The sequence below is a fragment of the Streptomyces broussonetiae genome, from assembly GCF_009796285.1.
GTDB classification, from domain to species: Bacteria; Actinomycetota; Actinomycetes; order Streptomycetales; family Streptomycetaceae; genus Streptomyces; species Streptomyces broussonetiae.
Map to the genome: position 1 here is coordinate 5,147,622 of NZ_CP047020.1, position 13,459 is coordinate 5,161,080.

General features: G+C 72.4%; 13 protein-coding genes. 12 read left to right on the plus strand and 1 reads right to left on the minus strand.

Annotated features, from left to right (window positions below; translation table 11 throughout):
• Window positions 1–74: 74 nt before the first annotated feature.
• Window positions 75–1,268, minus strand: coding sequence for a pyridoxal phosphate-dependent aminotransferase (locus GQF42_RS23880; protein ID WP_158923071.1), 1,194 nt, complete (start codon window positions 1,266–1,268; stop codon window positions 75–77).
• Window positions 1,269–1,388: 120 nt separating this feature from the next.
• Here GQF42_RS23880 and GQF42_RS23885 point away from each other — a divergent pair, with 120 nt between their 5' ends.
• From GQF42_RS23885 to GQF42_RS23940, 12 genes are all read left to right on the plus strand, one after another.
• Window positions 1,389–1,727, plus strand: coding sequence for a hypothetical protein (locus GQF42_RS23885; protein ID WP_158923073.1), 339 nt, complete (start codon window positions 1,389–1,391; stop codon window positions 1,725–1,727).
• 330 nt (window positions 1,728–2,057) lie between these two features.
• Window positions 2,058–2,579 carry a DUF2617 family protein gene (locus tag GQF42_RS23890; RefSeq protein WP_158923075.1) on the plus strand — a complete coding sequence of 174 codons (522 nt, stop codon included), beginning with the start codon at window positions 2,058–2,060 and terminating at the stop codon, window positions 2,577–2,579.
• A 79-nt stretch (window positions 2,580–2,658) separates the two neighbouring features.
• Complete coding sequence (locus GQF42_RS23895) at window positions 2,659–4,296, plus strand: polyamine aminopropyltransferase (protein WP_158923077.1); 1,638 nt, start codon at window positions 2,659–2,661, stop codon at window positions 4,294–4,296.
• A gap of 54 nt (window positions 4,297–4,350) precedes the next feature.
• Window positions 4,351–5,154, plus strand: coding sequence for an SRPBCC domain-containing protein (locus GQF42_RS23900; protein WP_158923079.1), 804 nt, complete (start codon window positions 4,351–4,353; stop codon window positions 5,152–5,154).
• Between the two features lie 94 nt (window positions 5,155–5,248).
• A complete protein-coding gene (locus GQF42_RS23905) occupies window positions 5,249–6,037 on the plus strand; it encodes an aldose epimerase family protein (RefSeq protein WP_158923081.1) in 789 nt (262 codons plus the stop codon).
• Between the two features lie 10 nt (window positions 6,038–6,047).
• Window positions 6,048–6,596 (plus strand): orotate phosphoribosyltransferase, encoded by a 549-nt coding sequence (pyrE, locus tag GQF42_RS23910; RefSeq protein WP_067116291.1) that lies wholly within the window; start codon window positions 6,048–6,050, stop codon window positions 6,594–6,596.
• Window positions 6,597–6,739: 143 nt separating this feature from the next.
• Window positions 6,740–7,762 carry a class II fructose-bisphosphate aldolase gene (gene fbaA / locus GQF42_RS23915; protein ID WP_158923083.1) on the plus strand — a complete coding sequence of 341 codons (1,023 nt, stop codon included), beginning with the start codon at window positions 6,740–6,742 and terminating at the stop codon, window positions 7,760–7,762.
• 89 nt (window positions 7,763–7,851) lie between these two features.
• Entirely contained in the window at window positions 7,852–9,309 is a 1,458-nt protein-coding gene (locus GQF42_RS23920) for an MFS transporter (RefSeq protein WP_158923085.1), read from the plus strand.
• A gap of 377 nt (window positions 9,310–9,686) precedes the next feature.
• Window positions 9,687–10,100: a DUF3151 domain-containing protein gene (locus GQF42_RS23925; protein WP_158923087.1), complete on the plus strand. Its 414-nt coding sequence runs from the start codon at window positions 9,687–9,689 to the stop codon at window positions 10,098–10,100.
• A 159-nt stretch (window positions 10,101–10,259) separates the two neighbouring features.
• Window positions 10,260–11,108: a tryptophan 2,3-dioxygenase family protein gene (locus GQF42_RS23930; RefSeq protein ID WP_158923088.1), complete on the plus strand. Its 849-nt coding sequence runs from the start codon at window positions 10,260–10,262 to the stop codon at window positions 11,106–11,108.
• Window positions 11,101–12,294 (plus strand): kynureninase, encoded by a 1,194-nt coding sequence (kynU, locus tag GQF42_RS23935; protein ID WP_158923090.1) that lies wholly within the window; start codon window positions 11,101–11,103, stop codon window positions 12,292–12,294. The genes GQF42_RS23930 and kynU overlap by 8 nt, the downstream gene beginning before the upstream one ends.
• Before the next feature lie 208 nt (window positions 12,295–12,502).
• The gene (locus GQF42_RS23940; protein ID WP_158923092.1) at window positions 12,503–13,420 is read left to right on the plus strand and encodes an alpha/beta hydrolase; all 918 of its coding nucleotides are present in this window, start codon (window positions 12,503–12,505) and stop codon (window positions 13,418–13,420) included.
• Window positions 13,421–13,459: the final 39 nt, after the last annotated feature.

The window sequence follows — 13,459 nt, forward strand, 5'->3', positions numbered from 1 at the left end:
TGCGGTGCAGGTGGCTGGCCGACCGGAGTCGGAGGACGGCCGCGCCAAGGACGACTGGCCCCATGGAGCGGCGGTCAGTGCGCGAACGCCTTGCGGAGCCGTTCCGCCGCGTCCGCCAGTACCTCGGTGCGTTTGCAGAACGCGAACCTGACGTAGGAGGCGCCCGCCTCTTGATGGTCGTAGAAGACCGCGTTCGGGATAGCGACGACCCCGGCCCGTTCCGGCAGGGCGCGACAGAAGGCGAAGCCGTCGCTTTCGCCGAGGGGGCGGATGTCGGTGGTGATGAAATACGTGCCGCTCGGGCGGAAGACCCTGAAGCCTGCCTGCTCCAGGCCGCCCGCGAGCAGGTCCCGCTTGGCGTGCATGTCGGCTCGGAACTCGTCGAAGTACGCGTCGGGCAGGCGCAGGGCCTCGGCCACGGCGTACTGGAAGGGTCCGGAGGCGACGTATGTCAGGAACTGCTTAGCGGAGCGTACGGCGGTGACGAGTTCCGCCTTACCGGTCACCCAGCCGACCTTCCAGCCGGTGAAGGAGAACGTCTTGCCGGCCGATCCGATGCTCACCGTGCGCTCGCGCATCCCCGGGAACGTGGCCAGCGGCAGGTGCTCGGCGTCGCCGAACACCAGATGCTCGTAGACCTCGTCCGTCACCACCAGCAGGTCCCGCTCGACCGCCAGCTCGGCGATCGCGGCCAGCTCCGCGCGCGTGAGGACCGTACCGGTCGGGTTGTGCGGGGTGTTGATCAGCAGCAGCCGGGTCCTGTCGGTGACGGCCGCGCGCAGTTCGTCCAGGTCGAGACGGAAGCCGCCGTCGTCCGGGCGCAGGGTGACCGGTACCCGCCGGCCGCCCGCCATCGCGATGCACGCCGCGTACGAGTCGTAGTACGGCTCCAGGGCCACGACCTCGTCGCCCGGCTCCAGCAGGGCCAGGAGCGAGGCGGCAATGGCCTCCGTCGCGCCCGCCGTCACCAGTACCTCGGTGTCGGGGTCGTAGGACAGGGCGTAGCGGCGCTGCTGGTGCGCGGCGATCGCGGTGCGCAGCTCGGGGATGCCCGGGCCCGGCGGGTACTGGTTGCCGCGGCCCTCGCGCAGCGCCCGTACGGCGGCCTCGCGGACCTCCTCGGGGCCGTCGGTGTCGGGGAAGCCCTGACCCAGGTTGATCGCCCCGGTGGCCGTGGCCAGGGCGGACATCTCGGCGAAGATCGTCGTCCCGAACTCGGCGAGCCGGCGATTGAGGTGGGGGCGCGCGGTGGAGGTCATGCTGGTCATCCTGCGCCCAAGCTCTGGACTTCCTCAACTCTGCTTTGAGTCCCGGGACGGCCGGGCATCCCCCGTCCACCACGGTCCACGGGGGGCCGTGCACGGGGGAACGGAAAGCAGGTGACGTCCATGGGCATCGTCATCCTCGTCGTCCTGGCGGTCGGCGCGTTCGTGGCCGTCGCGGCGCGGGCGAAGCAGGCCGGGAGCCGGCGGGCGCGGGTGTCGCTCGGCAAGGGCGGGCGGTCGCGGTCCCGGTCGTACCGGACGTCGTCGTCCTCGTCGTCGGCCGTGTACGGCGGCGGCGCGAGCAGTTGGTGGGCGGGCGACTCGGGCTCCTCCTCGAGCGGCCACGGGGGACACCACGGCGGCCACCACTCCTGCGGCGGTGGCCACTCCTGCGGGGGTCACTCCTCCTGCGGCGGGGGATCGTCGTGCGGCGGCGGGGGCGGATGCGGGGGAGGCAGCTGACACGGGGCAGCTGAGCTTCCAGGGTTCCCGGAGAACCGCATCCGGGCCGCGACACGGGCGCTCGCCGGCGAAGGCAACCGGTGGGCGCTCGCCGTTTTTCTCGCGCGCCAGGCGCACGCCATGGTTGAACAGTTGAGCTGTAGAGCCCTCTGAGGGATGTAAACCCCACGAAGTTGGGTAAAAACGCTGTGGCGGCCTCTCTGTTCATGATTCCCTCTTAACCGCCAACGCAGCCTTTCGGACATCCCGCAGATTCCCTCCTCCGGCCGGGCCGGCTGGGCTGACATGGCCGATCTCCCTCCCACATCGTGTTGTTAGCGGAGCCGATCCATGCTCACGACCCTGAACACCTCCTACACCGATACGCGCGCCGCCGACCTCGCCTGGGCTCTGGGACGCGAGCCGCTCCCCGCACTGGCCACCCTCGACCTCGAACTCGCGGGCGCCAAGCTGCAGTTGAGACTGCTCGGCGCGTCCCACCAGGTGCTGCTGGAGGACGAGTGCGGCAACTGCTCGGAGACGGTCGCGTGCATCCCCGGCTCCAGCACTCCGCTGCCGCTGGGCGTCGCCAAACGTGCCGGCGACTGGGAGTACGAGTTCGCCGCCCGCGTCGAGCTGCTCACGCCCGGCTCCTTCGCGGGCCGCGCCCAGGAGTTGCTGGCCCTGGTCGCGGAGCATCCGCACGGCCTCGCGGGCGTCTTCCCCGGCAGCCCCCACGCCTTCACCGCGATGCTGGCCCAGCGTCACGAGGGCCAGGTCCACTGGCGCACCTGGCACGCCTACCCGCAGGACGGGCAACTGGTGGCCACCCGCACCCGCGTGGGAGTCCGGGTCCCGGCGTCCGCGCCATAAACCCCCGCGGGGTCAACTCGCCCCAGATCCACACGTGTGGGTGACGAAGCGTGCCGAGTGCGTGACGTAACGTCGCAGGGTGATCGAACCGCACGCCCCCGCGCCCCCGGGTGCTCCGCCCCACTGGACAGGCCCCGTCCGGCTGCCCGTCCGGCCCGGCACCGGGCGGTTCCTGGTCCTCGTGTGCGTCTTCGTCTGCGCGGCCTGCGGACTCGTCTACGAACTCGAACTCGTCGCGTTCGCCTCGTACTTGATCGGGGACTCGGTCACCCAGTCCTCGGTCGTGCTGTCCGTCATGGTGTTCGCGATGGGCATCGGCTCGCTCGGTGCCAAGCGGCTGCGCTGCCACGCGGCGGTCGGTTTCGGCGCGATCGAGATCGCCCTCGCGCTCATCGGAGGGTGCAGCGCGATGGCGCTGTACGCCGTCTTCGCCTGGACCGGCGGCTGGGGCGGGGTGTGGGCCGACGGACCACGCTGCCTGCTGGTCGCCTTCTCCCTCGCCATCGGCCTGCTCATCGGCGCCGAGGTCCCGTTGCTGATGGAGCTGATCCAGCGCATCCGGCGCCAGGACGCGGGCGGCGCGGTGGCCGACCTGTTCGCCGCCGACTACGTGGGCGCGTTGGTCGGCGGCCTCGCCTTTCCCTTCCTGCTCCTGCCGTTCCTCGGCCAGTTGACGGGCGCGCTGCTCACCGGCACCGTGAACGTCGTCGCGGGCGGCGCCCTGGTCCTCGGCCTCTTCCGTCGTGACCTGACCCGCCGCGCCCGCTGGACCCTGCTCCTCGTCGGCCTCACCGTGCTCGCCGTCCTCGCCTCCGCCGCCGCCCTCGCCGACGACTTCGAGCGGGCCGCCCGGCACGCCGTCTACGGCAAGGACGTCCGGGTCGCCGTGCAGACCGGGGTGCAGGAGGTCGTCCTGGCCGGCGGCACCGACGGCAAGCCCCTCGACCTCTTCCTCGACGGCCGGCTGCGCGTCGGCGGCCGGGACGAACGCCTCTACCACGAGGCCCTCGTCCACCCGGCCCTGTCCGGCGGCCCCCACGCGCGCGTGCTCATCCTCGGCGGCGGCGACGGCATGGCCGCCCGCGAGGCGCTGCGCCGGCCCGGGGTGCGCCGCGTCGACGTCGTCGAACTCGACGCAGGCCTGGTCCGGCTGGCCCGCCACGACCGCGCCCTGTCCGCCGCCAACGGCCACGCCTACGACGACCCCCGCGTCCACGTCTTTACGGCGGACGCCTTCGGCTGGCTGCGCGGCGCAGCACCGGCGTCGTACGACGTCGTGATCGCCGACCTGCCCGACCCCGGTATCACCGCCAGCGCCAAGCTGTACTCCCAGGAGTTCTACGGCCTGGCCCGCCGGGCCCTCGCCCCCGGCGGGCGGCTCGTCGTCCACGCCGGGCCGGTCACCAGCCGCCCCCGGGTGTTCTGGACGGTCGCCGCGACCCTGCGCGCGGCGGGCTTCGCCACCTGCGCCTACCGGATCCTCGGCCACGACTCCGGCTTCGCGGCCGGCCCCGACCGCTCGGCCGATGCCTCCCGCGCCCCGCACGACTGGGGCTTCCTGCTGGCCGCCCCGGCTCCCGTCCCGCCGCCCCTGCGGCTGGACCCCGGGTATCCGCACACGCTGACCCAGGCCGGGCTGACGGCGGACAGGGCGGCCGCGGAGCGCACGCGGATCACCGGGCTGTCCGCCTCGACGCTGGTGCATCCGCGGTACTGACCGGGCCGCCGGGTGAGGGTACGTTCCGGCGACTGATGGGTAGGCTCAGCCGACATGGAGCACCAGGTCTTCGTTCCGGTCCCCGCAGAGCGGCTCCGGGCCGCACTGGCCGACCCCGCGCGAGTCGCCCGGGCGGTCCCCGGCCTTCAGCAGGACGCCGGTGCCGAACCGGTCGCCGGACGCCTGAAGCTGCGCGTCGGCGGCCACTCCGTCACCTACCGGGGAACGGTACGGATCACGCCCCGCGAGGACGGCGGGTACGCCGTGGAGGGGGACGCGACCGAGGCCCGCGGCACCGGCACCGTGAAACTCGCCCTCATCCTGCGCCTGACGGACACCGAGGGCGGTACGACGGTCACGGCCGAGGGCACCGTGGCCGCGGCCGGCCGGATCGCGGAACTCCCGGCGGACACGGTGAGTTCGGCGGCCACCCGCCTGCTGAGCCGCTTCGTGGAGAACCTCGGGGAAGAGCAGAAGGAACAGGAAGAGCGGGAGGAACAGGAAGAGCGGGACGGGCAGGAGGAGCAGGGTCCGGAGGAGCAGAAGGAGCAGGGGCCGGAGGAACGGGCGCCGCAGGAGCCCACCTCGGTCTTCGACACCGAGGTGCCCCCGTCCTCTCTGGGCCAGGACTTCACCGAGACCGGCGAACCCCCGGCCGAGGCCGCGCACGCCCGCCGCACGATGATCGGCCGCAGCGCGGAGGAGGTCGACCACGCCCCGCCGCGAGGCCGCTACGCCCCGGTCCCGGCCCCCCAGACGGTCGCGGGAAACCCGGTCCTGCGCTGGGCGGCCCCGGCGGCGGCGCTGGCGCTCGCGTCGGCGATCGTCGTGACGCGGGCACTGCGCAGACGCCGCTGAGCGACAGCGCCCTCGAGGGCACGGGGAACCGCGCGAGGAACCACGACGCGCCCGCAGCCCAAGGCCCGGCCGATCCCCCCAGTACTGTCGTCCCGTGAGCAACGAAGACATCACGCTGACAGCGGGCACCGCAGAGGTACGCGTCAGCCCTGCGGGCGGCGGCCGGATCAGCGGCCTCAAGGTCGACTCCCTCGAACTGCTGAGGCAAGGGCAGCGCTTCGGCTGCTTCCCGATGGTCCCCTGGTGCGGCCGGATCAGGGAGGGCCGTTTCCTGGACGGCGGCACCGAACGGCAGATGCCGCTCAACTCCCCGCCGCACGCCATCCACGGCACCGCCCGCGACGGCGCCTGGCGCATCGCGCGCCGCGCGGAGAACGAGGCGGTGATCACGTACGACCTGGTCGACCCCTGGCCGCACGCCGGCCGGATCACCCACGTCGTCACGCTCACCGAGGACAGCCTGACGCTGACCATGTCCGTGGAGGCCAAGGACGACTCCTTCCCGGCACAGATCGGCTGGCATCCCTGGTTCAACCGCAGTCTCGGCGGCGCGGACGTGACGCTCGACTTCAAGCCCGCCTGGCAGGAGGAGCGCGGGGACGACCATCTGCCCACCGGCAGGCGGATCGACCCGAGGCCCGGTCCCTGGGACGACTGCTTCGGCATGCCCGACGGCGTCGACGTCACCCTCACCTGGCCCGGACAGCTGGAGCTGAAGGTGACCAGCCGCGAGGAGTGGGTGGTCGTCTACGACGAGCAGGCCGAGGCCGTGTGCGTGGAGCCGCAGACCGGGCCGCCCAACGGCCTGAACACCCTTCCGCGCCTGGTCACCCCCCTGGAGCCGCTGGAGGCGACGACGACCTGGAGCTGGCGGCGCATCTAAGCTGGTCGGCATGACGGACGTACGTGGCGCGCTGCTGCAGCAGATCAAGGACAAGGCCGTGGTGCACGGCAAGGTGACCCTCTCCTCGGGTCTGGAGGCCGACTACTACGTCGACCTGCGCCGCATCACCCTCGACGGCGAGGCCGCCCCGCTGGTCGGTCAGGTGCTCCTGGACCTGACGGCCGACCTGGAGTTCGACGCGGTCGGCGGCCTGACCATGGGCGCCGACCCGGTGGCGGCGGCCCTGCTGCACGCCGCCGCCGCGCGCGGGAAGAAGCTGGACGCCTTCGTCGTCCGCAAGGCCGCGAAGGCGCACGGCCTGCAGCGGCGGGTCGAGGGTCCGGACATCGCGGGCCGCCGGGTCCTGGTCGTCGAGGACACGTCCACCACCGGCGGCTCCCCGCTCACCGCCGTGGAGGCCGTGCGCGAGGCCGGCGCCGAGGTCGTCGCCGTCGCGACGATCGTGGACCGGGCGACCGGCGCGGCCGAGAAGATCGAGGCCGGCGCGGGCGTTCCGTACCGGTTCGCCTTCTCGAAGGATGAACTGGGTCTGGACTGACCGAACGGTTTGACCTGGACTTGGCCGGTGCGCCGACCGGGCCGCCATGTCTGGAAAGATGGGCGCGACGATGACGTCACCCACCAGGTCTAGGTCAGGGCCGTAACGCAGAACCTCTCACCCGCAACACAAGGAGCGGACAGATGCCCATCGCAACCCCCGAGGTCTACAACGAGATGCTCGACCGGGCGAAGGCAGGCAAGTTCGCCTACCCGGCCATCAACGTCACCTCGAGCCAGACCCTGAACGCGGCGCTGCGCGGTTTCGCGGAGGCGGAGAGCGACGGCATCGTCCAGATCTCGACCGGTGGTGCCGAGTTCCTCGGCGGCCAGTACAGCAAGGACATGGTGACGGGCGCGGTCGCCCTCGCCGAGTACGCGCACATCATCGCCGAGAAGTACCCGGTCAACATCGCGCTGCACACCGACCACTGCCCCAAGGACAAGCTCGACGGGTACGTGCGTCCGCTGATCGCGGTCTCCGAGGAGCGCGTGAAGGCCGGCAAGAACCCGCTCTTCCAGTCGCACATGTGGGACGGCTCCGCCGAGACCCTCGCCGACAACCTCGCCATCGCCCAGGAGCTGCTGGAGCGCACCCGCGCCGCCCACATCATCCTCGAGGTCGAGATCACCCCGACCGGCGGTGAGGAGGACGGCGTCTCGCACGAGATCAACGACTCGCTGTACACGACGGTCGAGGACGCGATCCGCACCGCCGAGGCCCTCGGCCTCGGTGAGAAGGGCCGCTACCTGCTCGCCGCCTCCTTCGGCAACGTCCACGGCGTGTACAAGCCGGGCAACGTCGTGCTCCGCCCCGACCTGCTGAAGGAGCTGAACGACGGCGTCGCCGCGAAGTTCGGCAAGACCTCCCCGTTCGACTTCGTCTTCCACGGCGGCTCCGGCTCCACCGAGCAGGAGATCCTCACCGCGCTGGAGAACGGCGTCGTGAAGATGAACCTGGACACGGACACCCAGTACGCCTTCACCCGTCCGGTCGCGGGCCACATGTTCGCGAACTACGACGGCGTCCTGAAGGTCGACGGCGAGGTCGGCGACAAGAAGGCCTACGACCCGCGCACCTGGGGCAAGCTGGCCGAGGCGTCGATGGCCGCGCGTGTCGTCGAGGCCACGAAGAACCTGCGCTCGGCGGGCAACAAGATCAAGTAAGCGGTACGTCCCTTTTCTGGTACGCCCGTTACTCCTTCGGTGGGCCCGGCGGCTGTCTGCAGCGCCGGGCCCGCTGTATACCTGAGGACATGCCCGATGTCCGGCTGGCCTCGCCCCAGGGCAAGTGGATCCTGCTCACCACGATCCTCGGCTCCAGTATGGCCCTGCTGGACTCGACCGTCGTCAATGTCGCGCTGCCGCGCATCGGCCGCGACCTGGGCGCGAGCCTGGCCTCGCTGCAGTGGACGGTCAACGCGTACATGGTCACGCTGGCCGGCCTGATCCTGCTGGGCGGCTCGCTCGGCGACCGCTACGGCCGCCGGAAGATCTTCGTGGTGGGCGTGGTCTGGTTCGCGGCGGCGTCGTTGCTGTGCGGCCTGGCGCTGAACCCGGCCATGCTGATCGCCTCACGGGCGCTGCAGGGCGTCGGGGGAGCGCTCCTCACCCCCGGTTCCCTGGCGCTGATCCAGGCCTCCTTCCACCCCGACGACCGCAGCAGCGCGGTCGGCCTGTGGTCCGGCTTCGGCGGGATCGGCGCGGCCGTCGGCCCGTTCCTGGGCGGCTGGCTGGTGAGCGGTCCCGGCTGGCGCTGGGTGTTCCTGCTGAACGTCCCGCTGGCACTGCTGTGCGTTCCGGTCGCCCTGCGGCACGTCCCGGAGTCGGCGCAAGGCGGCAGGCACGGCCGCTTCGACGTCCTGGGCGCGGTGCTGGGCGCCCTGGCTCTGGCCCTGCTGACGTACGCGCTGATCGAGGCCAGGACGGGCTCGGTGGCGGTGGCGCTGAGCGCGGCGGCCGGGCTGGTGGCGGCGGTGGCCTTCGTCCACGTCGAACGGCACCGCCCGGACCCGATGCTCCCGCCGGACATCTTCGCCTCGCGCCAGTTCACGGCGGTCAACCTGGTCACCGTGTGCGTGTACGCGGCCTTCGGGGGCTTCTTCTTCCTGGTGGCGCTGCAACTGCAGGTGGTGGCGGGCTACTCGCCGCTGGCGGCCGGTACGGCGCTGCTGCCGACGACGGTCCTGATGCTGCTGTTCTCCGCCCGCTCCGGCGCCCTGGCCGACCGCACCGGCCCGCGCCTGCCCCTGACGGCCGGCCCTCTCCTGTGCGCGGCGGCGATGCTGCTGATGCTGCGGGTGGGCCCGCACGCTGCCTACCTCACGGACGTCCTGCCCGCCTTGCTGGTGATGGGCGCCGGCATGGTCACCCTGGTGGCCCCTTTGACGGCGACGGTCCTTGCCTCGGTGGACACCGCCCGCGCGGGCCTGGCCAGCGGCATCAACAACGCGGCGGCCAGGGCGGCGGGCCTGGTCGCGGTGGCGGCGCTGCCGCTGCTCACGGGGATGGGGCCGCAGGCGTACCGGGTGCCCACGGCGTTCGACGCGGCGTTCCGGCGGGCCATGCCGATCTGTGCGGGAGTGCTGGTGCTGGCCTCGGTGACGGCGTTCGCGCTGGTGCGCCGACCGGTCCCCGGGTGCCTGCGGCCGGAATGCCGGACGCACGGCAGCGTGACGGCTCCGCCGCTGGAGGGGGAGCGGTCTGCTGACTAGTGCCCCCTCAGGCGACGTTCGCCCCGTGGTGACACCGGCATGCCCCCCGCTGCCTCGAGGGCACGGCAGGCGCCCCCGCTCACGCTCCCACCCACCCACGCTCCCTCCGCTCGCGCTTGCCCTGCTCGCGCTTGCCTTCGCTCACGCTTCCCCCCGCTCACGCTTCCCCCCCCCGCTCACGCTTCCCCCGCTCACGCTTCCCCCGCTCACGCTCCCCCCGGCTCTCGCCCCGCTCGAGCGGGGGACCCCACGGCGCCGCTCCTCGGTGGGCAAACGGTGCCTGCCGGGCCGCTGGGCCGTGCTGCCTCCGCAGGCCGGCACAGCCAGGCGCTCTTCCGGAGCGCCGGGTCACCGCACGGTGAGCCACACTGGACCTCATGACGATTCACGAGAACCTCCTCGGCGGCCCGCCCCCGACCCACCTGCCCGACGAACCGGAGCCCCGCGAACTCCTCGCGAACGGCACCGCTCCCGCGGACGTCGCCGCCAAGTACCCCACCTCCTCCCTCGCCTGGGCCCAGCTGGCCGACGACGCGTTCGAGGCCGGCCGGGTCGTGGAGTCGTACGCCTACGCCCGTACGGGCTACCACCGCGGCCTCGACGCCCTGCGCCGCAACGGCTGGAAGGGCCACGGCCCGGTGCCGTGGGAGCACGAGCCGAACCGCGGCTTCCTGCGCGCCCTGCACGCCCTCGCCCGCGCCGCGCAGGCGATCGGTGAGCAGGAGGAGTACGAGCGCTGCTCGGAGTTCCTCAAGGACTCCTCCCCGGCGGCCGCCCAGACCCTGGGCTGACCCGATCGGCTCCTCGGGGAGCCACCGGTGTGGCCCGTTCGGCAACGGACGGGCCTTGCCGTACGGGAGTCGATTACCGAGGATGCCGGTGGGGACCGGGGCCCCCGTGCCGGAATCGGCAGGGGCGGACCGCTACCCGGAGTACAGCAGGAGACAGCGATGTCCCAAAAGGCTCATCTGTCCATCGAGACTCAGGAGCCCGAGACCCCGCATCTCGACTTCGCCGGCACGACGCCGTACGAGGACTACGTCAAGGCCGACGTGCTCACCCACCTCCAGCACACCCTCTCCGACGATCCCGGAGAAATGGTCTTCCTGGTCACGACCCAGGTCATGGAGCTGTGGTTCACGGTGATCGTGCACGAGTGGGAGACGGCGGCGAACGCGCTGCGCTCGGACGACGTGCCGATCGCGATCGCCGCGCTCAAGCGCTCCGTACGGGAACTGGAGGCCCTCAACGCCTCCTGGAAGCCGCTCGGCCGGCTCACTCCCGCCCAGTTCAACTCCTACCGCTCCGCCCTCGGCGAGGGCTCCGGCTTCCAGTCGGCGATGTACCGGCGCATGGAGTTCCTGCTCGGCGAGAAGTCCGCGTCCATGCTCGTCCCGCACCGCGGCGCCCCCCGCGCCCACGCGGAACTGGAGAAGGCGCTGCACGAGCCCAGCCTGTACGACGAGGTGCTGCGGCTGATGGCCCGCCGCGGCCATGCCGTGCCCGCCTCCGTCGTCCACCGTGACGTCTCCCAGCGCTACGAGCCCTCCGACCTGGTCGAACAGGCCTGGACGGCGATCTACTGCGGTGACCAGGACGCCGAACTCGCCCGCCTGGGCGAGGCGTTGTCGGACGTCGCCGAACTGGTCTGGCGCTGGCGCAACGACCACCTGGTCGCCACCCGCCGTGCGATGGGCGCAAAGGCCGGCACGGGCGGCTCGGCCGGCGTGGCCTGGCTGGAGAAGCGCGCCCGCAAGAACGTGTTCCCGGAGCTGTGGACGGCGAGGTCCCATGTCTGAACTGTCCCTGCAGGCCGAGAAGCTGGACGCGGCGGACGAGCTGGCCGCGCTGCGTACGCGCTTCGTCCTCGACGACGTCGTCTACCTCGACGGCAACTCGCTCGGCGCGCTGCCCGCGCACGTCCCCGACCGGGTGTCGGACGTGGTCCGCCGCCAGTGGGGCGAGCTGCGCATCCGTTCCTGGGACGAGAGCGGCTGGTGGACCGCGCCCGAGCGGATCGGCGACCGCATCGCCCCCCTGGTCGGCGCGGCACCGGGCCGGATCGTGGTCGGCGACTCCACAAGTGTCAACGTTTTCAAGGCACTTGTGGCGGCGGTGCGCATGGCGGACGAGGCGGGCGAGGGCCGGAGCGAGATCCTGGTCGACGCCACCACGTTCCCCACGGACGGCTACATCGCGCAGTCGGCGGCCCGGCTGACCGGCCGCACCCTGCGCGCGGTGACCCCGTCGCAGGTGCCGGATGCGCTGAGTGCCCGAACCGCCGCGGTCCTGCTGAACCACGTCGACTACCGGACCGGCCGCCTGCACGACCTGCCCTCTTTGACGTCCGCGATCCACGCGGCGGGCGCCCTCGCGGTCTGGGACCTGTGCCACAGCGCGGGCGCGCTGCCGGTGGGCCTGGACGAGCACGGGGTCGACCTGGCCGTCGGTTGCACGTACAAGTACCTGAACGGGGGCCCGGGTTCACCGGCCTACCTGTACGTGCGCGAGGAGCTGCAGCCCCGCTTCGACTCCCCGCTGCCCGGCTGGAACTCCCACACCGACCCCTTCGGCATGAGCCCGGACTACGCACCGGCGCCGGGCGCGCCGCGCGGCCGCGTCGGTACACCGGACATCCTCTCCATGCTGGCGCTGGAGGCCGCCCTGGAGGTCTGGGACGGCGTCTCGGTCGCCGCGGTCCGCGCGAAGTCCCTCGCCCTGACGGACTTCTTCCTGACCTGCGTGCGGGCGTACACCGAGCCGGGCCGCGTCGAGTCCGTGACTCCCGAGCGTCACGAGGAGCGCGGCAGCCAGGTCGCCCTGCGCTGCCCGGACGCGGGCGAGGTGATGAAACGCCTGATCGCCCGGGGTGTCGTAGGCGACTTCCGGCATCCAGACGTCCTGCGTTTCGGCTTCACCCCGCTGTATGTCGGCTTCGCCGACGCGGAGCGTGCGGCCCGGATCCTGGCGGAGGAGCTGGCGTAGGCGACGGCCCGGGGGAGGGGTCCGGGACAGCCGGTCCCTCCCCCGGGAGCCGCCGAGAACCGTGCGCACCGCGCCACCCTCACCCTGCGTGACAACCCCATGTCCGCGCACGTCACCGGCCTGATACCGTCCCCGCGGGCGGCGAACGCAGAGTTCCCCCTCTGGTCCGCCCCACCCCAAACACGTTCCCTCGCCGAGAGGTTGGAGCATGCCGGACGACGCAGCAGCAGCCCGCGCCGCCGCCGAAGAGGAGTCGGCCTTCTCGCACCCCCCGGTCGACCCCGACATCAGCTCCGCGTACGGCGACCACCCCGACCAGGTGATCGACTTCTACGCCCCCCGGTCCACCGCCCCGGACACTCCGGCCCCGCTGGTGGCGGTCCTGCACGGCGGTGCCTGGCGCGCCCGCTACGACCGCCGGCACATCACCCCGTTCGTGGACTACCTGGCCCGTAGGGGTTTCGCGGTGGCGAACGTCGAGTACCGCCGGGGCGGGGAGCCTCCCCTGATCCCGGGGCAGAACACGGGGGCGGACGGAGGTGCCGGGGACGGCGCCACCCCTTTGGCAGGCCGCTGGCCGGAGACGTTCGACGACGTGGCGGCGGCCCTGGACGCCCTGCCGGACCTCGTCCGCACCGCGCTGCCGCAGGCCGACCCGCGCCGTACGGTGCTGACGGGCCACTCGGCCGGCGGCCACCTGGCGCTGTGGGCGGCGGCCCGCCACGTCCTGCCTGCGGACGCGCCGTGGCGCACCGGCCGTCCGGCCCCGCTGCGCGGTGTCGTCGCCCTCGCCCCGATCGCGGACTTCGAGGTGGCGGAGAAACTGGACGTCTGCGGCAACGCGAGCCTGCAACTCCTCGGCGGCCAGGACACCTTCGCCGAACGCCGGCCGTACGCCGACCCGGTCTTCCTCCTTCCGACGGGCATCGCGACAGCACTCGTCCAGGGGCGTACGGACCGTGAGGTGCCGCACGCGGTGGCCGAGGCGTACGCCGACGCGGCCGCGAAGGCGGGGGAGGTGGTGGGCCTCACCCTGCTGGAGGATGTGGGCCACTTCCCGCTGATCGACCCGGCGGCGGACGCGTGCGCGGTGGTGGCGGAGGAGATCGCCCAACTGGCTTGGTGACAGCGGGAGTCCGGCCCTTGGGGGCCGGCCCCGGTCATA

Excerpts from the sequence above, each read along its gene's own strand:
- GQF42_RS23880 (WP_158923071.1), bottom strand. The coding sequence starts at position 1,268 with ATGACCAGCATGACCTCCACCGCGCGCCCCCACCTCAATCGCCGGCTC.
- GQF42_RS23885 (WP_158923073.1), top strand. The coding sequence starts at position 1,389 with ATGGGCATCGTCATCCTCGTCGTCCTGGCGGTCGGCGCGTTCGTGGCC.
- GQF42_RS23890 (WP_158923075.1), top strand. The coding sequence starts at position 2,058 with ATGCTCACGACCCTGAACACCTCCTACACCGATACGCGCGCCGCCGAC.
- GQF42_RS23900 (WP_158923079.1), top strand. The coding sequence starts at position 4,351 with ATGGAGCACCAGGTCTTCGTTCCGGTCCCCGCAGAGCGGCTCCGGGCC.
- pyrE (WP_067116291.1), top strand. The coding sequence starts at position 6,048 with ATGACGGACGTACGTGGCGCGCTGCTGCAGCAGATCAAGGACAAGGCC.
- fbaA (WP_158923083.1), top strand. The coding sequence starts at position 6,740 with ATGCCCATCGCAACCCCCGAGGTCTACAACGAGATGCTCGACCGGGCG.
- GQF42_RS23920 (WP_158923085.1), top strand. The coding sequence starts at position 7,852 with ATGCCCGATGTCCGGCTGGCCTCGCCCCAGGGCAAGTGGATCCTGCTC.
- GQF42_RS23925 (WP_158923087.1), top strand. The coding sequence starts at position 9,687 with ATGACGATTCACGAGAACCTCCTCGGCGGCCCGCCCCCGACCCACCTG.
- GQF42_RS23930 (WP_158923088.1), top strand. The coding sequence starts at position 10,260 with ATGTCCCAAAAGGCTCATCTGTCCATCGAGACTCAGGAGCCCGAGACC.
- kynU (WP_158923090.1), top strand. The coding sequence starts at position 11,101 with ATGTCTGAACTGTCCCTGCAGGCCGAGAAGCTGGACGCGGCGGACGAG.
- GQF42_RS23940 (WP_158923092.1), top strand. The coding sequence starts at position 12,503 with ATGCCGGACGACGCAGCAGCAGCCCGCGCCGCCGCCGAAGAGGAGTCG.